At 45.2% G+C, this 21,970-nt stretch carries 22 protein-coding genes; 8 read left to right on the top strand and 14 right to left on the bottom strand.

Going from position 1 to position 21,970, the window contains the following annotated elements; all coding sequences use genetic code 11:
• Positions 1 to 25: 25 nt before the first annotated feature.
• The 3 genes from AB1K91_RS09245 to cyoE all read right to left on the bottom strand — a co-directional run bounded on the left by AB1K91_RS09245 (position 26) and on the right by cyoE (position 2,697).
• A complete protein-coding gene (locus AB1K91_RS09245; protein WP_413089506.1) occupies positions 26 to 1,051 on the bottom strand; it encodes a CAP domain-containing protein in 1,026 nt (341 codons plus the stop codon).
• 80 nt (positions 1,052 to 1,131) lie between these two features.
• The gene (locus AB1K91_RS09240; RefSeq protein WP_413089505.1) at positions 1,132 to 1,653 is read right to left on the bottom strand and encodes a GNAT family N-acetyltransferase; all 522 of its coding nucleotides are present in this window, start codon (positions 1,651 to 1,653) and stop codon (positions 1,132 to 1,134) included.
• Positions 1,654 to 1,761: 108 nt separating this feature from the next.
• Complete coding sequence (gene cyoE, locus AB1K91_RS09235) at positions 1,762 to 2,697, bottom strand: heme o synthase (protein WP_413089504.1); 936 nt, start codon at positions 2,695 to 2,697, stop codon at positions 1,762 to 1,764.
• 266 nt (positions 2,698 to 2,963) lie between these two features.
• Here cyoE and AB1K91_RS09230 point away from each other — a divergent pair, with 266 nt between their 5' ends.
• Positions 2,964 to 3,872, top strand: coding sequence for a COX15/CtaA family protein (locus AB1K91_RS09230; protein ID WP_413089503.1), 909 nt, complete (start codon positions 2,964 to 2,966; stop codon positions 3,870 to 3,872).
• Between the two features lie 34 nt (positions 3,873 to 3,906).
• On the opposite strand, the gene pyc is transcribed toward AB1K91_RS09230, so the two are convergent.
• From pyc to AB1K91_RS09215, 3 genes are all read right to left on the bottom strand, one after another.
• Positions 3,907 to 7,350, bottom strand: coding sequence for a pyruvate carboxylase (gene pyc / locus AB1K91_RS09225; RefSeq protein ID WP_413089502.1), 3,444 nt, complete (start codon positions 7,348 to 7,350; stop codon positions 3,907 to 3,909).
• Entirely contained in the window at positions 7,338 to 8,582 is a 1,245-nt protein-coding gene (ftsW, locus tag AB1K91_RS09220; RefSeq protein ID WP_413089501.1) for a putative lipid II flippase FtsW, read from the bottom strand. Before ftsW ends, pyc begins: the two co-directional genes overlap by 13 nt.
• A gap of 150 nt (positions 8,583 to 8,732) precedes the next feature.
• A complete protein-coding gene (locus tag AB1K91_RS09215; protein WP_038559874.1) occupies positions 8,733 to 9,023 on the bottom strand; it encodes an Fpa/YlaN family protein in 291 nt (96 codons plus the stop codon).
• A gap of 163 nt (positions 9,024 to 9,186) precedes the next feature.
• Here AB1K91_RS09215 and AB1K91_RS09210 point away from each other — a divergent pair, with 163 nt between their 5' ends.
• The 3 genes from AB1K91_RS09210 to AB1K91_RS09200 all read left to right on the top strand — a co-directional run bounded on the left by AB1K91_RS09210 (position 9,187) and on the right by AB1K91_RS09200 (position 10,150).
• Complete coding sequence (locus AB1K91_RS09210) at positions 9,187 to 9,651, top strand: hypothetical protein (protein ID WP_413089500.1); 465 nt, start codon at positions 9,187 to 9,189, stop codon at positions 9,649 to 9,651.
• Between the two features lie 114 nt (positions 9,652 to 9,765).
• Positions 9,766 to 9,969, top strand: a complete 204-nt coding sequence (locus tag AB1K91_RS09205; RefSeq protein WP_413089499.1) for a YlaI family protein — start codon at positions 9,766 to 9,768, stop codon at positions 9,967 to 9,969.
• Positions 9,970 to 9,985: 16 nt separating this feature from the next.
• Positions 9,986 to 10,150: a DUF5325 family protein gene (locus AB1K91_RS09200; RefSeq protein ID WP_170829611.1), complete on the top strand. Its 165-nt coding sequence runs from the start codon at positions 9,986 to 9,988 to the stop codon at positions 10,148 to 10,150.
• Positions 10,151 to 10,174: 24 nt separating this feature from the next.
• Here AB1K91_RS09200 and AB1K91_RS09195 read toward each other — a convergent pair whose 3' ends face one another.
• Together AB1K91_RS09195 and AB1K91_RS09190 are read right to left on the bottom strand one after the other, a co-directional pair.
• Positions 10,175 to 10,978, bottom strand: coding sequence for an inositol monophosphatase family protein (locus AB1K91_RS09195; protein ID WP_413089498.1), 804 nt, complete (start codon positions 10,976 to 10,978; stop codon positions 10,175 to 10,177).
• A 40-nt stretch (positions 10,979 to 11,018) separates the two neighbouring features.
• Positions 11,019 to 11,210 (bottom strand): hypothetical protein, encoded by a 192-nt coding sequence (locus AB1K91_RS09190; protein ID WP_413089497.1) that lies wholly within the window; start codon positions 11,208 to 11,210, stop codon positions 11,019 to 11,021.
• Positions 11,211 to 11,349: 139 nt separating this feature from the next.
• Between AB1K91_RS09190 and AB1K91_RS09185 the strand changes: the two genes are divergently transcribed.
• Positions 11,350 to 11,973 (top strand): YktB family protein, encoded by a 624-nt coding sequence (locus AB1K91_RS09185; RefSeq protein ID WP_413089496.1) that lies wholly within the window; start codon positions 11,350 to 11,352, stop codon positions 11,971 to 11,973.
• 38 nt (positions 11,974 to 12,011) lie between these two features.
• On the opposite strand, the gene AB1K91_RS09180 is transcribed toward AB1K91_RS09185, so the two are convergent.
• Complete coding sequence (locus tag AB1K91_RS09180) at positions 12,012 to 12,281, bottom strand: UPF0223 family protein (protein ID WP_093726726.1); 270 nt, start codon at positions 12,279 to 12,281, stop codon at positions 12,012 to 12,014.
• A gap of 125 nt (positions 12,282 to 12,406) precedes the next feature.
• Between AB1K91_RS09180 and AB1K91_RS09175 the strand changes: the two genes are divergently transcribed.
• Positions 12,407 to 13,879: an aminotransferase class I/II-fold pyridoxal phosphate-dependent enzyme gene (locus tag AB1K91_RS09175; protein ID WP_413089495.1), complete on the top strand. Its 1,473-nt coding sequence runs from the start codon at positions 12,407 to 12,409 to the stop codon at positions 13,877 to 13,879.
• Between the two features lie 25 nt (positions 13,880 to 13,904).
• On the opposite strand, the gene AB1K91_RS09170 is transcribed toward AB1K91_RS09175, so the two are convergent.
• Positions 13,905 to 14,750: a polysaccharide deacetylase family protein gene (locus AB1K91_RS09170; protein WP_413089494.1), complete on the bottom strand. Its 846-nt coding sequence runs from the start codon at positions 14,748 to 14,750 to the stop codon at positions 13,905 to 13,907.
• A 210-nt stretch (positions 14,751 to 14,960) separates the two neighbouring features.
• Here AB1K91_RS09170 and AB1K91_RS09165 point away from each other — a divergent pair, with 210 nt between their 5' ends.
• A complete protein-coding gene (locus tag AB1K91_RS09165; protein ID WP_413089493.1) occupies positions 14,961 to 16,529 on the top strand; it encodes a glycine betaine uptake BCCT transporter in 1,569 nt (522 codons plus the stop codon).
• 267 nt (positions 16,530 to 16,796) lie between these two features.
• Here the strand turns inward: AB1K91_RS09165 and AB1K91_RS09160 are convergent, their stop codons facing one another.
• Positions 16,797 to 17,021 (bottom strand): GyrI-like domain-containing protein, encoded by a 225-nt coding sequence (locus AB1K91_RS09160; RefSeq protein WP_413089492.1) that lies wholly within the window; start codon positions 17,019 to 17,021, stop codon positions 16,797 to 16,799.
• 202 nt (positions 17,022 to 17,223) lie between these two features.
• Between AB1K91_RS09160 and AB1K91_RS09155 the strand changes: the two genes are divergently transcribed.
• Complete coding sequence (locus AB1K91_RS09155) at positions 17,224 to 18,255, top strand: C45 family autoproteolytic acyltransferase/hydrolase (RefSeq protein WP_413089491.1); 1,032 nt, start codon at positions 17,224 to 17,226, stop codon at positions 18,253 to 18,255.
• A 12-nt stretch (positions 18,256 to 18,267) separates the two neighbouring features.
• Here the strand turns inward: AB1K91_RS09155 and lpdA are convergent, their stop codons facing one another.
• From lpdA to AB1K91_RS09140, 3 genes are read right to left on the bottom strand one after another with little or no spacing between them, the layout of a single operon-like run.
• On the bottom strand, positions 18,268 to 19,677 hold the full coding sequence (gene lpdA / locus AB1K91_RS09150; protein WP_413089490.1) for a dihydrolipoyl dehydrogenase: 1,410 nt from the start codon (positions 19,675 to 19,677) through the stop codon (positions 18,268 to 18,270).
• 3 nt (positions 19,678 to 19,680) lie between these two features.
• Positions 19,681 to 20,967, bottom strand: coding sequence for a dihydrolipoamide acetyltransferase family protein (locus tag AB1K91_RS09145; protein WP_413089489.1), 1,287 nt, complete (start codon positions 20,965 to 20,967; stop codon positions 19,681 to 19,683).
• A gap of 24 nt (positions 20,968 to 20,991) precedes the next feature.
• On the bottom strand, positions 20,992 to 21,969 hold the full coding sequence (locus AB1K91_RS09140; protein ID WP_413089488.1) for an alpha-ketoacid dehydrogenase subunit beta: 978 nt from the start codon (positions 21,967 to 21,969) through the stop codon (positions 20,992 to 20,994).
• Between the last annotated feature and the right edge of the window lies 1 nt (position 21,970).

Genomic DNA, 21,970 nt, shown 5'->3' with positions numbered 1-21,970 from the left:
CCGGGATTCCTTCACGGAAACCCGGTTATTGTAAAAGGAAGTTTTGTGTATAGTAATAACGATATACACCCACTCCAAGTTCTTCATAGGTTGCATCAAGCATCGTTTTGCGGTGACCTTCGCTGTTCAGCCAGCCAATCATCGCGGCAGGAGCATCTGTATAGCCGGCGGCAATATTCTCCCCTGCACTTTGGAAGCTGACTTGACCATCTGCCAGCCGGTCACCTAGCTCCTCACCACTCGGCGTCACATGAGAGAAATACTGGTGTTTTTGCATATCTTCACTATGACCGAGAGCAACGGCCGCAACTTGGTCGTTCCACTCCAATGACGGAACATCGAAATGCGAACGCAAGACATTGGTTATGTCGATGATTTGCTGTTCCATTCCTTTTTGCACTTGCTGCCAGTCATCGTCGGAAAGCCGCGGCTGCTCAGGCAGCTGACCTGTATAGGTCACATCGTATGGTCGTTCCATAATGAGTTGTTCATCAGTCAGCACCCGGACTGCCGTTAGTTCATCATCAAATGTATCAAAATAAAATTGTGCGAACAATCCATCCCCGATTTGGGCAAGCGGTTGAATCTGTTGATCCTTCTCTTTCAGTTTGAATGTGTACCTGTTGTTGTCATAGCGAAAGGACACCTCTCCCTCCAGAGGGTAATCCTGCTCGACTTCTTCACGACTTTCGCCAATTTCTGCTTTGGCAAGCGATGCTTCCCCGACAGCAAAGGCAGTGATGATTCGATCATCCTTCACGCCATACTGGGCGTAGGCGTCACCTTTATCATATATATACCAATCATATCCGTAAGAGGATTTGTCAATCCGGTCAGGTTCACCTTGATCCTTTTCCAATGTTTCAGGTTCTTGGTTGACCCACCGTTCTATGTCACCATTCGGTTTCTGGGAAGCCTCTGCTTTTTGCACATTCTCTGTATCTTTATGTTTTGCGTCCTGGGCAGGACCAAGATAATCATCTTTGTTCCAAAAGAACAGTACACCTGCTCCCACTACGAGAAGCAATAACACGATCCGCAAACCTTTCATGCATCCTGCCCCCTTTCCATTTGTTGTTCTTATTATAATACAAAACCCAATTCAGAGATAGCCGACTTCTTCGACAAGCTTCACATACCATCCGCAGGGAGTAACTGACCATGCGTCCTGAATTGGACCAAACCATCAATCTGACCAAGCTTTTGAAAGCCGCACCTCGTCAGAACTTGCTGTTTTTGTGCTTCATCCGGTTTGCAGTAGGCATGGATCGTTTCGATGCCTTGTTTCAGCAGCCAATCGCAAATGCTTACAATTGCTTCATCTTCATATCTTTTCCCGGCCATCCCTTTGCGGATGTGGAAATATATCCCTGTTTGGGGAGTATCATTTTCCGGTTGCTTGACAATAACGTGACCGACCATTTCCTTCTTGTATTTTGTATGTAAGACCCATGGCCCGAATCCGAAACCAGCCTGTCCTGATTCAATATCCTCTAAGTATAAGGGCAGCTCCGCCTTCAAGGCATTTGTCGGCCAATCGGTCACATACGATATTTCCTGTTCATAGAAGAAGGTGACCGGGTAACGAACAAGCTGCTTCCCCATTTCCAGTGTCATGGCTTTCAAGTTTAAGCGCGGTGTTTCCATATCCATTCATTTTCCCTCTCCCCCGATGCACATTTACCGTTCTTATTCCCGCTGCTTGCCCCACCATAAACGCAAAAAGACACCTCCTTATGCAGGAAGTGTCCCATCTTATAATCAGAATATCGCAGGTGTTGTGAATACAACAAGCGCGATAAAGAAAATCATCAAATAATTCAGGCTGTAAACGAACATCCATGTAGCCCATTTCAAGTCATCTTTCATGAAGAATCCAGCGATGCCGATCGCAAGCCATCCAACATTCAATACGCTGGCAATAACGACGAACACTGTTCCGAGCGTGGTTAAATAAAATGGCAGCGGGAGCAAACATGCTGTATAAACGACGATCTGACGTTTGGTGATTCCAAAACCATATACAGATGGCAGCATCGGGATATTCGCTGCCTTGTAGTCTTCTGCTTTTTTCATGGCCAATGCCAAGAAATGCGGTGTCTGCCAGATAAACATGATGGCGAAGACGATCCAAGCTTCTGTGCTCAAACCTCCATCGATGGCAGCATAACCGATCAGCGGGGGAACCGCGCCTGAAAAACTCCCGATCGCTGTATTGATTGTATAGCGGCGCTTGGACCACATTGTATAAAGTACTACATAAGCAAACCAGCCAAACATTCCGATTGCTGCTGCTTGCCATGTTGTCAGGAAAAGGAACCCGACACCAAGTACCGTGAAGCCGATCCCCATCGTTAGTACGACAGAAAGAGGAATGGATCCTGTTACAGTCGGACGTTTCTTCGTCCTTTGCATGATATGGTCAATATCACGATCATAATAGTTATTGATGACACAACCGCCTGCAATGACCAGTCCACTTCCGATCATCATGTAAATAAAAGTCGGGATATGGTCGACGAATTGCTCATTTGTCATATAAAGTGCGAGCCAAAAACCACCAAAGGCGGTCAATAGATTCGAATTTATAATACCTGTTTTTATAAGTGCCTTAAAGTCTGTCCAAAGACTAGTAGTAGAATCTGCCTGTTCGGCGCCGTTCAAAACTTGGGAAGAAGTTGTTTCGATCTTATCCACACCAGCACATCCTTTCTGCTTGGTTACACATAATTCTTGTATTTTATCACACTTTCAATATTGTAACACGTCTAACTTCATTAAACGAAATCGTTTTTGACAATTTGCTGAACTAACTCTTCCTCTGTCCAACCCAATTCTAAAGAAACGGCTGTAACAGGTCATAAAATTGACAAGAAATACTTTTTTTCTTAAAGGTATTTCGTGTTACGATAGGCATGATGTTTTATCATTGCTTTAAGTTTGTAAACAAGAGGTGTATATACGTGAAATTATTGAAATTCTTATCTGTGATTGGTACCGTGGGTATGCTGTTCGTTTTGTTGGGCGGCGCTCTTGTTACCAAAACAGGGTCCGAGGATGGCTGCGGACAGAGCTGGCCTTTATGTGAAGGAGCTTTGACCAATATAACACCGGAGCTTGTCATCGAATCTGCCCATCGTTTCGTATCATCAGCAATGGGAATCGTCATTATCTTGCTTGCAATCTTCGCATGGCGTAAAATCGGCCATATCCGCGAAGTGAAATTCCTGTCGATAGTATCAGTATTCTTCTTGATTCTCCAAGCACTCATTGGTGCTGCTGCGGTTGTTTGGCAGCAATCCGACACAGTACTGGCACTTCATTTCGGCATTTCGCTTATATCTTTCGCTTCGGTCCTCCTGCTCACACTGCTGGTTTTTGAAGTGGACAAGAAGTTTGATGCCCGTGCACTTGTAATCCGGAAAGGAATGCGGATTCAATTTTATCTGCATACCATTTATATTTATCTTGTCGTCTATACCGGAGCGCTTGTACGTCACATGAATGCAAGTCTTGTCTGCGGAGACTTCCCGCTTTGCTCCAACTCCGATCCAGGTCTGTTTGGATTAAGTGCGGCACAGCTGGTGCAGATGCTGCACCGGGGCGCAGCCATGCTGGCGCTTGTCTGGTCCTTCATCATCATGATCCAAGTGATCCGCCATTACAAAGGACAGGCAGTGATGTCCAGGGGTTGGATCATCAGCTTCTGCCTCTTGGCAGCACAAGCAATCGTCGGTGTGCTTGTCATCTTCACCGGTATGCATCTATTTGTAGCCCTGCTGCATTCCTTGATCATCAGCGTCTACTTCGGAATCATGACTTACTACATCATGCTGTCCTTCCGAAGCGCAAAATATGAAAAAGAACATTAAAAAATCCACTGCCATCGCGGCAGTGGATTTTCTTTTATTCAAATTCCACAAGCAGATCTCCAACTTGGATAGGTTCCGCATCTTTTACATAGACACCTTTGATAGTTCCATCAAATGGCGCCTGTACTGTCGTTTCCATCTTCATCGCCTCTGTGACGAGCAGCTGCTGCCCTTTTTGCACTTGCTCACCAGCAGCTACCAGCGCCCTGATGACTGTTCCAGGCATCGTTGCACCAATATGCTTCTTGTTCTGTTTATCTGCTTTTGGCGTTGTTTTGACTGTCGCCTGCACCTGTTCATCACGCACAAGCACTTCACGAGGCTGTCCGTTGAACTCAAAGTATATCGTACGCATCGCATCCGGACCAGCCTCGCCAATTGCAACCAGCTTGACGATCAAGGTTTTTCCTGGTTCGATTTCCACTTCGATTTCTTCATCCAGCTTCATGCCGTAGAAGAATGTCGGAGTTGTCAGAACGGACAGGTCGCCATAAGCCTCCTTGAATGCTGTGTACGTTTCGAACACTTTCGGATAAAGGGAGTATGCCACGATATCCTGCTCGGTAGCTTCATCCTCCATCTTTTCCTGAAGTTCACTGCGCAGCTGATCAAACTCTACCGGAGGAAGCAATTCGCCAGGACGTGCCGTGATCACTTCCCGATCCTTGACGATCACCTTTTGCAGCTCTTTCGGGAAACCGCCATATGGCTGACCAAGATAGCCTTGGGCGAATTCGATTACAGAGTCCGGGAAGTCAAGGGAAGCCCCTCTTTCGATGACACTCTTTTCATCCAAGTCGTTTTGTACCATAAATAATGCCATATCTCCCACAACCTTGGAAGATGGAGTTACTTTGATGACATCGCCGAATAAGTCATTCACCCTTCTGTACATGACTTTCACTTCATCCCAGCGGTCACCTAAACCGACCGCATTAGCCTGCTGCAGCAAATTGCTGTATTGCCCGCCTGGCATTTCATGCAAATAGACTTCTGCATGGGGAGCTTTCATGCCGCTTTCGAAGTCGCTATAACGATTACGCACATCTTCCCAATAAGACCCGAGTTCATCATAATTTTCGACATCGATTGAAGGTCTGCGTTCCATCCCCTGCATCGCGTGATAAAACGTGCTGGCACTTGGCTGTGAAGTTAGACCTGCCATGGAACCCGCCGCCACATCGACCACATCGACTCCAGCTTCAACAGCCTTCACATACGTCAGGACGCCGTTCCCGCTCGTGTCGTGCGTATGCAAATGGATCGGAATCGATACGGTATCCTTCAAAGCGCTGACCAAGTCATAGGCAGCCTGTGGTTTAAGCAGACCTGCCATATCTTTGATGCCGATGATGTGTGCACCGGCTGTTTCCAGCTCTTTTGCCATCTTCGTATAATATGCGAGATCATATTTCGTCCGGGTTGGATCCAGAATGTCACCACTGTAGCAAAGCGCAGCTTCTGCTACTTTATTTTGCTTGCGCACTGCTTCGATCGCCGGCTTCATATTTTCAATCCAGTTCAAGCTGTCAAAGATACGATATACGTCAATACCAGCTTCTGCGCTTTCTTTGACAAACTTCTCAACAACGTTGTCCGGATAATTCTTATAACCTACTGCATTGCTTGCTCGAAGGAGCATCTGGAACAACACATTTGGCATTTTATCCCTAAGTTTAGCCAGCCGCTCCCAAGGATCTTCCTTCAGGAATCGATAGGCAACATCGAAGGTTGCCCCTCCCCACATCTCGACAGAAAATAAATTAGGCAATAGTTTGGCAGTCGGTTCAGCAATCGTCAAAAGATCTTTCGTTCGCACACGTGTCGCAAGGAGTGACTGGTGTGCATCGCGGAAAGTCGTATCCGTCAGCAAAACCTCTTCCTGTTCCTTCAGCCAGTTTGCAAGCCCTTCAGGACCATGGGCATCCAGGATTTGCTTCGTACCATTTTGATATTCGAGACCTTTTGCAAGCTTCGGAATTCTTGGTTTTGGAAAATCTGGCTTCTCGACTTTACCGCTGCCATCAAATCCATTCACAGTTGTATAGCCGATATACTGAAGCATCTTGGTCCCTCTATCCTGACGTTTCGGGAAGACGAACAATTCCGGTGTTTCATCAATGAAGCCAGTCGTATAGTCAGCTGCCAGGAATTTTTCATGCAGGATGACGTTTTCAAGGAATGGTATGTTCGTTTTGATGCCTCGGATCCTGAATTCGCGCAGGTTCCTTTCCATCTTGTAAGCAGCTTGTTTGTAATCCGCGGCCCATGTAGATACTTTGACCAACAAAGAATCATAGTAGGAACTGATGACGGAACCTTGGAAGGCATTCCCACCATCCAAACGGACACCGAATCCTCCGCTGGAACGATAAGCCATGATTTTCCCAGTATCCGGCATAAAGTGATTAAGCGGATCCTCCGAGGTTACGCGAGCCTGGATTGCAAAGCCATTCGTTTTGATTTCAGACTGGGGAGGAATGTTAAGACGATCATCCGACAGACTGTACCCTTGTGCCAGCAACAGCTGCGTCTGAACGATATCCACTCCGGTAACCAGTTCGGTGATTGTATGCTCCACTTGGACACGTGGATTGACTTCGATGAAGTAGAATTGGTTATCTGCCACAAGGAATTCAACTGTTCCAGCATTCAAATAGGAAACATTTTTCATCAATTTCACTGCCGCATCACAAATAGCAGTCCGAAGTGTTTCAGGAAGGCCGACACTTGGTGCCACTTCGATCACTTTTTGATGCCTTCTCTGTATCGAACAGTCACGTTCGAACAAATGAATGACATTTCCGGCACTGTCCCCTAGGATTTGTACCTCGATATGTTTCGGATTTTCGATTAATTTTTCCACATATACTTCATCACTGCCGAATGCAGCTTTTGCTTCGGATTTTGCTCGCTCATATGCTTCAGCCAGCTCCTCGGCAGATCGGACGACGCGCATACCGCGGCCGCCGCCCCCTAAGGAAGCTTTGATGATGATCGGGTAGCCGTGGGTATCAGTGAATGCCTCCGCTTCATCCAGACCTTGGATCGGCCCGTCACTACCAGGTATGACCGGTATCTCTGCAAGCAGCGCCTGCTGTCTTGCCTTCACTTTATCCCCGAACATGTCAAGCTGTTCACTACGCGGACCAATGAAGATGATTCCTTCCTCTTCACAACGTCTGGCAAAATGGATGTTTTCAGATAGGAATCCATAACCTGGATGTATGGCATCTGCACCGGAAGTTTTTGCAATTTCTAGAATATTCTCGATATCAAGATAGGCATCAATCGGCTTTTTGCCTTCACCTACTAAGTATGCTTCATCCGCTTTGAAACGGTGACTGGAGGATTTGTCCTCTTTTGAATAAATTGCGACCGTTTGTATCCCAAGCTCGACACAAGCCCGGAATACACGAATCGCAATTTCCCCTCTGTTTGCTACCAATACTTTATTGATTCCCCTTAGTTCGTCCATCGTTCTCCTCCTCTAGTCTTTCCCCTTGTTTGTGTAGTTGTACTAGTAGTGCGGATCCTCTGTCGATTGGAGGGACGTCTTCCCCGCTTGTCCTGCGTGAAGGTACTCTCCGACACAATCAGTTCCTGTGAACGTACATACCTGGCAATATTATTCAAAATCCCCATGGAGGCGAATAGAATCATCAAGGATGTACCGCCGTAACTGACAAATGGCAGTGTCACACCTGTAATTGGCAATAGACCGGTGATTGCACCCAGGTTGATGAAAGTCTGGATCCCCACCATCGACGAAATGCCTATTGCCAATAAAGAACCGAAGCTGTCACGGCATTGCTTGGCTATATAGAAGCCGCGCAAAACAATGATCGCCAGCATGGCTAAAACAGCAGAAACACCGATGAATCCAAGCTCTTCGGCGATGACAGCCATTATGAAATCCGTGTGCGGCTCCGGTAGATAACCGAGTTTTTGAACCCCCTGTCCCAATCCATCTCCTAAAATGCCACCATTGCCGATTGCAAGGTAGGATTGGACCAGTTGGAATCCATCATCCTGGACGTGCTCCTCATCGAATGGCTTATAAGCTCCTGTAAAGCGGGATATCCGTTCTTCATTGACCATGTGGGGCAAGACTGCCAAAATCAATATAACGCCTGCCAAAATCAATATGGCCATATGCCTGAATCGTATCCCTGCACTAAGTATGATCGAGCAAGAAATGAGGAATACGATCGATGCAGAACCTACGTCAGGCTGTATGACGATCAAGCCGAGTATGATTCCCAACACAATCAAAGGCGGAAGAACACCCTTTGAGAAGCTGTGCAGATATTTCTGCTTTTTGGCATAAACCGCTGATAGATAAATGATCATACCCACTTTTGCCAATTCCGCCGGCTGCAGGCTGAAGAATCCTAGATTGAACCAGGATCTGGAACCATTGACTTTACCAGTGAACAACACCGCTATAAGCATCAGTACGATGACTACCATGATTGGCTTAATCCATTTCTGGAACTTCTGATATGGCACAAAACAGAAAAAGGCAAAGACAGGTATTGCCAAACCTATCCAGATCAAGGTTCTGACAAAGAATGCAGTGGCTGACTGATCGAATTTGACAACCGCTACCGTATAGCTTGCACTATAGATCATCACTGCCCCGAAAGCCGTCAGCAGCAATGGAGTGAATAGTAAAGTAAAATCAAAATTACGCAATCTTTTTTTCATCTTAAAGCTCCCATAGTATGTATTTTACGAACGTCATAAACCGTTAGATTCATAGAATAATAAAAAAACCCCGCCAATAAAAAAATGGGCAAAGGGGTTTCATCTTTCATATGGGATGCCCGTACAAACAATTGCAGACGGCCGGTCCTGTTACGGACGCATCGACCGCTGTGCCGCCTCATGCAGCACATTCAACTGCCTTTCCAAGTTTTCAAGAAGCTCTTTTCCATCTTCTTCTTTCACAAGGTTCAATCGAATTGCAAAATCTATTTCACGTGACAAACCAAACATTTGTGTATCGAGTACTTCTTCATATAGCGGACACTGCGGCATCGTCAAATTGTCCATCTGTACTTTGATTAGTTTAAGTATTTTATCAGCATCCGCCAAAAGAAGGGCATATGCTTTCTCTTGATTACTAACGGTGATCTCAGATATCAATATTATCCCTCCGTTAAACAGACTTCTTCTTTACAATTCTAGCGGTAGTCCTGCTAAATTGCAAGACACGTCCACCTATTAATTTTGTCGAATCGTTGTCACTTGTCACATTCTTTATGTTAAGCTATATCTATAGATACTCTGGAAAAGGAAGTGTCATTATATGGTAATCACCCTGACAGGGAAAGTGGACTTCCCACTCACACTCGATCCATCCGTCTGGATTTTCGACGATCGCAAAATCCTTTTTGAAAACGCTTTTAACGAAATCGAGCCAGTTCCCGCCGCAGAAGAAAAGCATTGGGACCGTTCTGTTTATCAGCAAAAAATGAAACCTCCCATCAATAAGAGCCTTACGAGGGAAGAGAGGAAGCTGGCCCTGGAGAACAGCTATGTCATGCCTATTGCTGATTTTCTCTCCACAGCAGGCATACAGGATGAAGCCTCCCATGCCGTATTCGTGACCGATAACGGCGAGGAAACCGTTCCCTTGGACGAGCTTAAAGCCAGTTTGTTCCTATTTGCAGTAGACGGGCGCAGCATCAAAGAATCCGGTCCTGCCCACTGCTACCTGCCAAGCAGGAAAGAAGACCCCATCAAAGCTATCCGCCAGATAAAAATCTGCTAAGTTATTGGTATAGGATTTTTTCCAAGCGGATATGACTGAACTTTCAGCAACATACGCACGTTGCCTTATCGTATGGTAAACTGAAAAGGTATTATACTCTCCTGAGGTGATAGCATGCGTGTGAAATGTGTACTCTGCGATGAAGTCGAAGAAATAGATGATGGAAGTCCGCATGCAAAGAAATTGCGGAACCGGCGTAATACGATGCATTTATGCAGCGATTGCTCGGATCGAATCTCATTGCGGACCAAGGAACGGAAAGCAACTGGTAATTTCAATTTGTACCGGGAAAAGAAGACAGATGAACCTTTAATATGATAAATGAGGTGAAACGATGTCAAAAGGATTGGCTTTACTAACTTCCATATTGGTGATTGCCTGTTTCGTAGCAGCCGGTGTGACGATCAGCTATCAGAATTACGGCTGGATGACAGCAGCAATCATTGCCGGGTTCTTCATCATGGGTGCCGGTATCTTCGCAAAACGAAAAGGACAATAAAAAAGACGGGACAATCCGTCTTTTTTATTTTAGTTCAATATAGTCTTCAATCAATTCCTGATGGATGCTGCTGTTGGCTGCCACTATCGTTGTCCGATTCAAAAAATCGACCGGTTCGCCCGTTGCATCTGTCAACTTGCCTCCCACTTCGTGCAACAGCACGAAGCCGCCAGCATAATCCCAAGGCTGAAGGCTGAAGGTCAAATAGGCATCCGTTATCCCTTCAGCAAGAAAAGCAAGCTCCAATGCCGCCGAACCATAGGCGCGGGTTCCCATTGCACGATAAATGAGCTGCTGCAGTTTTTCTTCATTCACACGTCGATTAGGGCAGAGCCAGAAATGGTTCAGCTCAATGATGGACTGATCAATCGTCTTTTCCGAAAGCATCGGCAGCTTAACATCACCCTTGTAAGCCCCTTCTCCGCGTTTGGCATGATAAAGCGTATCTTCCATTACATTGTAAACTACTCCGATTTCCGCAATACCGTCGTGTACGATCCCTATCGATATGGCAAAATTGGTTTTCTGATGGACGAAATTCATCGTACCGTCTATCGGATCGATTATCCAAACCGTTCCTTTCGTCTCGGATACTGCCTCCCCGATGCCTTCTTCCCCCAACACTTTGTGTGAAGGGTAGTTTTCTCGGATTTTCTCCAAAAAGAAGGATTCAACTGCCTTGTCCATCTTTGTTACAAGATCTTTCGGGCTTGACTTTGTCATGATCTCCAATGGTTCATCCATCTTCCCCTTGATAAGCCGCCCTGCTTCCATTACCCACTGCTGTGCTTGCTTATGCAATGTATGCTTCATTGATTGCTCCATCATGTGGTCCCCCATTCTTTCCACTAGCTTATCACAATTATGCTCATGATTCGAACCCGTTCAATTGCTCGCTGAGCACTCGAAGCTTCTCTTTTGTTAGCTGAACTGCATCTTCATCTTCTTCCTGCATTGCATCGTACAGGGTCACAAGGTAATAATCTATTTCAAGACGTATAGCAGGAACCTTTTCTTCCGCTTCCCTTTTCCTTAAAGCTTCCATCACATCACGCATCATTGTTTCCTCCCATCTATTTTTCCAAACAGTGAAGTTGTTTCTTTTTACCACTGCAGAGCGGATTGTAAACCTTTCCTCGCTTGCAATTTGCCTATTGGACAGGTATGATGAAGGAAGATTTCTGCAAGGAGTGACAGTAATGACCGCGTTATTCACGAAACAAGATTTCGATGTTTTTTCAATAGATGGATTGGAAGAAAGAATGGAAGAGCTCCGCAGCCGCTTGTCCCCTAAATTGGAGATGCTCGCTACAGAGCTTGCGCCTTATGCAGAGCAAGTGACAGATCATGATATGTATGTCCATGTCGCAAAGCATGCGCGCCGAACAAAGAACGCACCGAACGACACATGGTCCGCCCTTGCTTCAAGCAAACGCGGATATAAGAAGCTGCCTCATTTCCAGATCGGACTTTGGGGTACACATGTATTCGTCCAATTTGCACTCATTTACGAAAGTCCTATAAAGGAAACCGTCGGACGCAAAATGACGGAAGCGAAAAAGCAGATTTTGGATTCCATCCCGTCCCACTACGTCTGGTCGATGGATCATATGAAGCCAGATGCTTCCCCCATATCTGATGAGCTGTTCGACAAGATCGCAGACCGACTGCAGCATATCAAAAAAGCGGAACTTGTCTGCGGCGTCCATTTGCAGCCTGATGACCCAGCGCTTGCTTCGAAGGAAGCATTCCTTAAAGTATGTCAGGACGTCCTGAAACATACAGCCATTTTGTACGAACAAGCTGCTTTTGAACCTGTATGATACATGAAATCCCCTTCCTGGAACAGGAGGGGATTTTTTTACATGGTGATTTTTTCACCTGATGCGGCAGCTCTTGCTTTCTTGACCGCTCTATAGCTGGAATAACCGGAATCTTTTTCAAATTTAGCGTCCAGCTGCTTTTCTTCCGATTTGGAAGGTACAATCTGCTTGAAACGTTCATATGCCAGCAACAGGTCTTCCCGAAGGATGCCTTCCTCATACGTACGCTCCACCAAGGAGAAGAAATTCACTACATCAATGATTTCTTCTTTCGTCCAAGTTTCATCTATTGGATAGCTGTAATTCATCCTATCCCTCCTTTTCCCTGGATAATAGTGTAACACGAAAATAACTTTCCATGCGATGCTAGTAATCGGAGTACAGTTTTGCTATAATTCTTTTGTTTTTAACATGTAAAGAGGTGTCAGCTAAGATGTTTTCACAAGAACAAGCACCACTGTTCGATGGCTTGCGCAAGCATGCTGCTAACAAACCATTACAGTTCCATATTCCAGGACATAAAACAGGCAAAGGAATGGACAAGGAATTCTCAGCATTCATCGGGGAGAATGCCCTTTCCATCGATTTGATAAATATAGAACCTCTGGATGACTTGCATCACCCGCACGGTATGATCCAAGAAGCTCAGCAGCTTGCGGCGAATGCCTTTGGTGCGGATTACACCTTTTTTTCCGTCCAAGGTACAAGCACTCCGATCATGGCGATGGTCATGAGTGTTTGTAAACCTGGAGATAAGATCATCGTACCGCGGAACGTGCATAAATCCGTGACAAGCGCACTCATCTTTTCTGGTGCAATCCCTGTTTTTGTGCATCCTCAACTGGATCATAAACTCGGTATATCACACGGCATCACACCAGAAGCTGTCGAGAAGGCTTTGGAAGCCAATCCGGATGCAAAAGCTGTACTCGTCATCAATCCGACATATTTCGGTGTGGCTGCAGATTTAGCCCGTATTGTGGATATATCACATCGTCATGAAGTCCCTGTCCTAGTCGATGAAGCACATGGAGTCCATATTCATTTCCATGACGACATGCCGGTTTCGGCGATGGCTGCAGGAGCAGATCTCGCTGCCACCAGCGTGCACAAGCTTGGAGGTTCTTTGACGCAGAGCTCGATTTTGAATTTGCGCGAGGGTTTGGTGCGACATGAACAAGTACAGACAGTACTTTCCATGCTCACATCGACAAGCACATCTTACATCCTGCTGGCATCACTGGATGCAGCACGCCGGCAGCTCGCTACCAAAGGGCAGGAGATGAACACCGATGCGATCAGGCTGGCAAATGATGCACGGCAGCGGATTAACGATATAGTCGGATTGTATTGTGCCGGTGAAGAAATTCTTGGCTCAGAGGCTGCCTATAGCATGGATCCGACCAAACTGCTCGTATCGGTAAAGCAGCTTGGTATATCAGGCAGTGAGGCAGAACGTTGGCTTCGGAAAGAAAAAAATATCGAAGTTGAGCTTTCTGACTTGTATAACCTGTTGTTTTTGATTACGCCCGCTGATACAGAAGAAGATCTCCAACAACTCATGGATGCATTGACGGATTTAGCAGACCTTCACCAAGCAGATATTTCTTCTTCAGAAATGGAAGTATCTGTACCTGAAATACCTGTCTTGTCGTTAAGCCCGCGCGATGCTTTTTATGCAGATACCGAAACTATTCCGCTTGAAGAAGCAGAAGGTCGGATCAGCGCTGAATCCATCATGGTCTATCCGCCAGGCATTCCGATTTTCATACCAGGTGAAATTATCAGTATCGAAAATATCAGCTATATCAAACGAAATCTTGAAGCTGGCCTACCAGTGCAGGGATTGATGGATGAATCGATTGAATACATCCGGGTAATCAAAGAACATCATGCCTTTCGCTAAAAAACTCCCCATTCGGGGAGTTTTTTTATAATGGACGTTCTATTTCAGAAGGATCGACAAGTTGATACCCCTTGTCTCTAAGTCCATTCACAATGTCAGGAACGGCATCTGCTGTCCATTCCCGATCATGCATAAGTAAATTGGCGCCATTTCCCAATAGTTCGGTATTGACCATAATATCGGCCAAAGCACCACTGTCCTGGTATTGACTTTCCCAGTCATAACCATAAGTCCAGTTCATCACTGCCATTCCTTCATCTTCAGCCAGCTGTCTGCTGTAATCCGTGTTCTCTCCGAATGGAGCTCGGAAAAATTCCGGCTTTTCCCCTGTGATTTCCTCTACTTGCTCATTTACTTTTAGAATCTCCTCTTTCACTTTTTCGTCCGTCAAATCATTTAAATTGGCATGACTGTAAGTATGGTTTCCGATTGCAAACCCCATGTCATGTATTTTTTTCAATGTTTGTTTCTCTTCATCCGTCGTCAGAAAGTGACCGTTCACGAAAAAGATCGCTGGTGCTTCAGCTTCCTTCAATGATTCAGCTATCTCAAGTGCATGCTTGTCGGGTGCATCATCAAAAGTCAGGAGTGCGACTTGCGGTTCGGCATCATCAAGCGGAACAATGGAAGAGACTTCCGACACTTTGTATCGAGGTTCCTGTTGCTCTTCTTGTTTTGCTTCTTGCTCTTGTGCCGATTCTCCTCCATCTTCTCCCTGCTCATCTTCAGAAGCTTGTTCTTGCTCAGCAGAGGTACTCGCCGTAGTCTCGGTCTGATCAGTATCTTCGCTCGTTTTTTCCGAACTGGCACAACCACTGATCAATACACCGGATAGGCATAAGAGCATGGGAAATACTAAAAATCTCTTCACTGCAAAACCCTCCATTTTGACATAATACTGCCATTATAGTGGAAAGTTTTGGACTTGTAATGCGAAAAGGACAGATCATGTCGAGTTTAGGAGAAAGGAACCGGTTAAGGTTTACTAATTTGTCGAGACGGGTAGGAAGGTGAAGTAGAGATTGTTATAATGGTAATTTGTGCAGCATTATACAAACTTTAAAGCAGAAAGGATTTACTTATGAAGAAAACGACAAGTGTATTTTGGTGGGGAATTGGTATTGTGGTTGCTTTTCTTATTTGGGGAAGTATTCCAGAATCCATCCTGCCAAACGGTAATGTCAATAATGTAACAACTGTCATACAGAGCTTCCTAGTCGATCGTTTTGGCTGGTTTTATTTACTGACCGCAACGTTACTATTAGGTTTCGCTTTCTTCTTGATTTTTTCGAAGTATGGAAAAATCACACTAGGAAAACCTGATGACAAACCGGAATATAGTTATATGTCTTGGTTTGCGATGCTATTTAGCGCCGGGATGGGGATTGGCCTAGTATTCTGGGGAGCATCGGAACCTCTCAACCACTTTAATTCCCCTCCATCTGTGGTCGACGAAGCCAGAACAGCTGAAGCAGGTACGACCGCCATCTCTTATAGCTTTTTCCACTGGGGCTTGCACCCTTGGGCTATTTACGCTACCTTAGCGTTGGCAATTGCTTACTTTACCTTCCGTAAACAATCCAGCGGCGGAGTGATAAGTGCCATTTTGGAACCAGTATTCGGGAAAAGGGTTCATGGCGCACTCGGAAAAGTCATCGATATAATTGCTGTTTTTGCGACTATTTTTGGTGTAGCTACTTCGCTGGGCCTTGGTGCAATTCAAATCAGCGGGGGGATTTCTTATTTATTTGAGGGGATCGAACCGACCTTCACGACAGAACTGCTCATTATTATCGTTGTTACAGTACTTTTCATCGGCTCGGCACTGAGCGGCCTGGACAAAGGAATCAAAATTCTCAGCAACGCCAATATAATATTTGCCGTGTTGCTAATGCTTGCCGTACTTTTGCTTGGTCCTACCAATTTTATTCTTGATTCCCTTGTTACATCGTTGGGACAATATGTCCAGCATCTTCCAGAATGGAGTTTGCGCCTGACGCCATATGACACAGACAACTCCTGGATTGGAGATTGGACATTGTTTTATTGGGCTTGGTGGATCGCATGGGCACCTTTTGTCGCGACATTCATCGCCAGGGTATCACGCGGCCGCACGATAAGAGAATTTGTAACTGGTGTTCTGCTGGTACCGACAATCTTCGGTGCAATATGGTTCGCTGTATTTGGAGCTACAGGCATCAACATGGAGTATTTCCAAAACATCGACCTGTTCAGTGATATTTCATCACTAGGTGAGGAAGTAGGTTTGTTTGCTATGATGACGCAGCTTCCCGGAGGAATGATTCTCTCTGTTTTGGCATTGCTGCTTATCGCAACATTCTTCATCACCTCCGCGGATTCAGCTACATTCGTTCTAGGAATGCAAACGACTAACGGAGATTTGAACCCCTCCAAGACAGTGAAATTGATCTGGGGATTGGTCCAATCAGCAACTGCTGCAATTTTATTATGGGTTGGTGGAGAGGATGGTCTGGGTGCACTGCAGACAGCTTCCATCATAGCCGCCTTCCCATTTGCGATCATCATGATTCTTGTCGTAGTTTCACTCATCAAGACCTTGAGCCAAGAAGCAAAACGTCTAAATTTGATAGATAAAAAAGATAAGCAGGAACAAAAGGCAGGAGATTAAATTAGACTATCCTAGCCAATGGACATAAAAAACACCCTTCAATTGATACACTTATACAAAGTGCTAATTTGGAGGGTATTTTTTATGGGGAAATGCGGAATAAAGACTATATGTCAGATTAAATATGATGTATCATAATCAAGAGCGCATCCAAAATAATCAGCCGCTGCGCACCATAAAATCCTGGTAGCATGGCAAGCCTGAGAATGTCATTTATTTCATACCGCTCTATGTCATCTGGCTATATCTTTTATCAATGAATAGGCACTAAAAATCCACAATTCTATCTTCACCTTCTTCTTCACGATATATTGGGTTATCTTGTGCAATGCCATTACTACCATATTTCTGTCGTTCATGGATTAAATCGTCATGTTTGATCCACTGCTTAAAATCCCTCATCATCTGACAATTTTTTTGACTTCCATACGGACCTACTGTTCTTAAATATACGACTTTACATTTAGGTATATCTTCTATTTTTATTATCATAGTCGCACCACCTACTTCAAATCATGGCTATTCAGACCGTTTTTCAAGTAAATTTTTAAAAAGTCAGATAGGAATATCTATTTCAGTAACAGTAGCAACTTCTTCCTAAGCCTGCTTATTTTCTATCTGGATACGCTTGGTTATGTATGATTCTTCCAACGGTTCAAAAATAGCAAGGATTAATCTCAAAAGGGGTGATTATATGGATGAAATTAAAGCTGACATCATCCAATGCAGAGGAAGCGCTTACGAAATAGGATGGAATACAGCTGCTGTTTATGTCAAAAATCCAGTACTCAAACAATTTAGCCAGCTTTCCGACATGCAAACCGATTATACAGAGATTCAAGCTTTGTTTTCTGCCTATGCTCCTCATTTGCTGGAAGAGCTGCGTGGTTTGGCAGATGGTTTAGGTATTGCTCGAGGGGATGCTGCCGCATTATACAGTGGTTACAATCTAATGAGACCGCAAGCTCTTGGCTGTACAGCTTATGTCGATAAAAATCATTATGTACGTAACTACGACTTTGATCCTTCTCTTTATGATCATTGTCTTAGCTTTATTGCACCAAATGAAGCATTTGGATCAATCGGCTACAATCTTCAACTGATCGGAAGACATGATGGTGTCAACGAGAAAGGTCTGGCAATCGGTCTGCATTTTGTGAGTAATACCAAATACCGAAAAGGCTTATCTGCCTGGACCGCCCTTCGGATTGCGCTGGACACCTGTGAAACAGTTGAACAGGTTATTGACTTATTTGGACAGCTTCCACATGCAGCCTGCTATAATTTCTCCCTCGGGGATGCCAACGGTACAAATGCTGTCATAGAAGCAACCCCTGAAAAAATTTCCGTAAGATCTTCGCCTTCAGGATTAAATTGTGTCAATCACTTTATGAACGCTGAACTTGAAGTGTTTAATCGACAAGATATGACGAGTTCTGCGAAGCGAGATAGCTTTCTTTCAAGTATGAACCTATCAAATATGACCCAAGAGGAACTACATTCACTTTTCTCAAATCCGGCTTCTCCGCTCTTCTTTGAAGACTATGACCAGTTGTTCGGCACTTTACATACGATTGCATATTCTTTTCATACAAAACGGTTGATGACAGCCCTGGCGCGGGGTAATCGATTAGATGTGGATGTTGCGGATTGGTTTGCAGGTAATGATTTGAAGATTGAGAGGATGTCTGGAACACTAAAAAAAGGGCCTATCCGCAAGGGATAGGCTCTTTTCCAATTATTTTACGATATGGATCGGTGTCCCGATTGCAACTTCAGCAGCTTCCATAGTGATCTCACCAAGAGATGGATGAGCATGGATTGTAAGTGCAATATCTTCAGCTGTGATTCCAGATTCAACAGCAAGGCCAAGTTCAGCAATCATATCGCTCGCGTTAGGACCAGCGATTTGAGCACCAAGGATGACACCGTCTTCTTCACGAGTGATTAGTTTCATGAAACCATCACTATCGTTAAGAGAAAGCGCACGACCATTTGCAGCAAATGGGAATTTGGCAGCTTTGACTTTGTAGCCAGCATCTTTAGCAGATTGCTCTGTATGACCTACAGAAGCAAGTTCAGGCTCAGAGAAGACTACCATCGGAATACCGTTGTAATCGATAGCAGATGGTTTACCGCTGATTGCTTCCGCAGCAATCTTACCTTCGTAAGAAGCTTTGTGTGCAAGTGGCGGGCCTTCTACGATATCACCGATTGCATAGATGTTTTCGATGTTTGTGCGGCATTGCTCATCGATTTCGATAAGTCCGCGGTCAGTCATCTTGATGCCTACTTCTTCCAAACCAAGTTCAGAAGTGTTCGGACGACGTCCAACTGTAACAAGTACATAATCAGCATCGATAGTTTCTTCTTTACCTTTTGCTTCATATGTTACTTTTACGCCGTCGGCAGTTTCTTCAACGCCTTTAGCCATAGCTTCCGTTACGATGTTAACGCCTTTTTTCTTCAGTTTACGGGAAACAAGTGATGTCATTTGCTTCTCGAAACCACCAAGGATATCTTTCATTCCTTCAAGGACAGTAACTTCAGTACCAAAGTTAGCATAAGCAGTACCAAGCTCGATTCCTACGTAACCGCCGCCGATAACGACTAGTTTCTTAGGAATTTCTTTAAGGTTAAGAGCACCTGTTGAATCCAGCACACGATCAGTGTACTTGAAGCTAGGAAGCTCGATTGGTGTAGAACCTGTCGCAATGATACAGTTGTTGAAAGTATAAGTCTGAGAGCTCTTCTCATCCATTACTTTAACAGTGTTTTTATCTACGAAGTAAACTTCACCGCTGACAACGTCTACTTTGTTACCTTTCAATAGACCGCCAACACCAGAAGTAAGCTTGTTAACGACACTAGCTTTCCATTCTTGTACTTTAGAGAAGTCTACTTTTGCACCTTCAGTAGAGATGCCAAGGTCAGCATCACCATGAGCATATTCCGCTTTGTGGCCAGCTTGGATCAATGCTTTGGAAGGAATACAGCCGACGTTCAAGCAAACACCGCCAAGGTTTCCTTTTTCTACTACTGTTACTTTTTGCCCTTCTTGTGCAGCGCGGATGGCAGCTACATAGCCGCCAGGTCCCGCACCTACAACAAGTGTATCTAATTCGATTGGGAAGTCTCCTACTACCATTTCTTATCCCTCCATCATGATTAGTTGTGGATCAGCCAATAGACGTTTCAAGTGGTTCATTGCTGTTTGAGCAGTGGCACCGTCAACGATTCTGTGGTCGAAGCTTAGAGAAAGTGCTAGTACTGGAGCAGCAACGATCTCGCCATCTTTAACGACTGCTTTTTCAGCAATACGTCCAACACCTAGGATAGCCGCTTCAGGATAGTTGATTACCGGAGTGAACCACTGACCGCCAGCAGAACCGATGTTAGAAATTGTGCTGGAAGCACCTTTCATTTCGTTCGGAGCAAGTTTTCCATCACGCGCTTTAACAGCAAGCTCGTTGATTTCCTGGGAAATAGTAAAGATGGATTTGCGATCCGCATTTTTCACAACTGGTACAAGAAGACCTTTTTCAGTGTCAGCTGCGATACCGATGTTGTAATAATGTTTTGTAACGATCTCATCTGTCGCATCATCGATGGAAGAGTTCAAGATCGGGAAGTTTTTCAATACAGAAACAAGCGCTTTGGCAACGTATGGAAGATACGTAAGCTTGATTTCTTTTTCAGCTGCAACAGCTTTGAATTTCTTACGATGAGCAACAAGCTCGGTTACATCTACTTCATCCATCAACGTAACGTGAGGAGCTGTAGTTTTGGAAGTAACCATCGCCTTAGCGATTGCACGGCGGATACCGCTCATTTTCTCTCTGGATTCAGGGAATTCATCACCAGAAACAACTGGAGCAGATGCTTTTTGTTCAGCAGCAGGCTCATTGGAAGCTTCAGCTTTCGGAGCAGCTGCAGCACCACCGTTTTTGAAGCTGTCGATATCTTCAGCCAGCACGCGGCCGCCTTTACCGGAACCGGATACTTGTCTGATATCAACGCCTTGCTCGCGAGCATATTTACGTACAGAAGGCATCGCGATGACAAGCTCACCTGAAACTTCCGCTTTAGGGCCTTCTTCTTTGATTTCTTTTACTGTTTCGTTGGATTCAGTAGCGTTTGCCTGGATGGAAGTCTGTTCCTGCTCAGCCGGAGCCGGAGCATCTCCGCCTTCTTCGCCGCCTTCACCTTCGAAAGTGATAAGTGTGTCGCCAACAATCGCAACTTCACCTTCACCAACAGAGATCTTAAGTACTTTACCTTCATATGGAGAAGGGATTTCTACAACTGCTTTATCATTTTGCACTTCGCAAAGTACGTCGTCCTCTGCTACTGTGTCGCCTTCTTTGACGAACCATTTTACGATTTCACCTTCGTGAATACCTTCACCGATATCCGGCATTTTGAATTCGAAAGCCAAAATAATTACCTCCTGATTCTGCTTTTAGAAATTGATTACTTCGTTTGCTTTTTCAACGATGTCGCTATGGTTTGGAAGCCATACTTCTTCTGCTTGTGAGAAAGCAAAGACAGTATCCGGTGCTGTCACTCGCATAACTGGAGCTTCTAGGTGCAGGATAGCGCGCTCTTGGATCTCAGAGATCAAGTGAGCTGCAATACCAGCCTGACGCTGTGCTTCTTGTACAACTACCACACGGCCAGTTTTCTTAACAGAAGCAAGTACTGTGTCAAGGTCGATCGGGCTTACAGTACGCAAGTCGATGACTTCAGCAAATACATTGTTCTTTTCAAGTTCTTCAGCCGCTTTCATGGAAGCTTGCACCATTGCGCCATAAGCGATCAATGTAACATCCGTACCTTCGCGCTTAACAGCCGCTTTACCAATTTCTACAGTGTACTCCTCTTCAGGAACCTCTTCACGGAAAGAACGGTAAAGTTTCATGTGCTCAAGGTAGATGACCGGATCGTTATCGCGGATCGCGGAGATCAAAAGACCTTTTGCATCATAAGGGTTGGAAGGGATCACCACTTTAAGACCAGGCTGCTGCGCCATTAGTCCTTCAAGGGAGTCCGCGTGCAATTCAGGAGTGTGCACACCGCCGCCGAATGGCGCGCGAATTGTAACCGGTGCATTCTGTGTGCCGCCGGAACGATAACGCAAACGAGCCAATTGTCCGCTGATTGCGTCCATTACTTCGTAAACGAAACCAAAGAATTGGATTTCCGGTACTGGACGGAAGCCTTCAAGCGCAAGACCTACAGCCATACCGCCGATTGCAGACTCAGCAAGCGGTGTATCGAATACACGCTCTTCGCCGAATTCAGCTTGCAAACCTTCAGTCGCACGGAATACACCGCCGTTTTTACCAACGTCTTCCCCGAAGATCATAACGTTTTCGTCATTCTTCAGTTCTGTACGTAGAGCATCAGTGATTGCTTGGATCATTGTCATTTGTGCCATG

The organism is Terribacillus jepli (assembly GCF_047228925.1).
Lineage (GTDB): Bacteria > Bacillota > Bacilli > Bacillales > Amphibacillaceae > Terribacillus.
The sequence above is the reverse complement of the archived record's forward strand: the minus strand, read 5'-3'. Positions and strand labels throughout refer to the sequence as shown.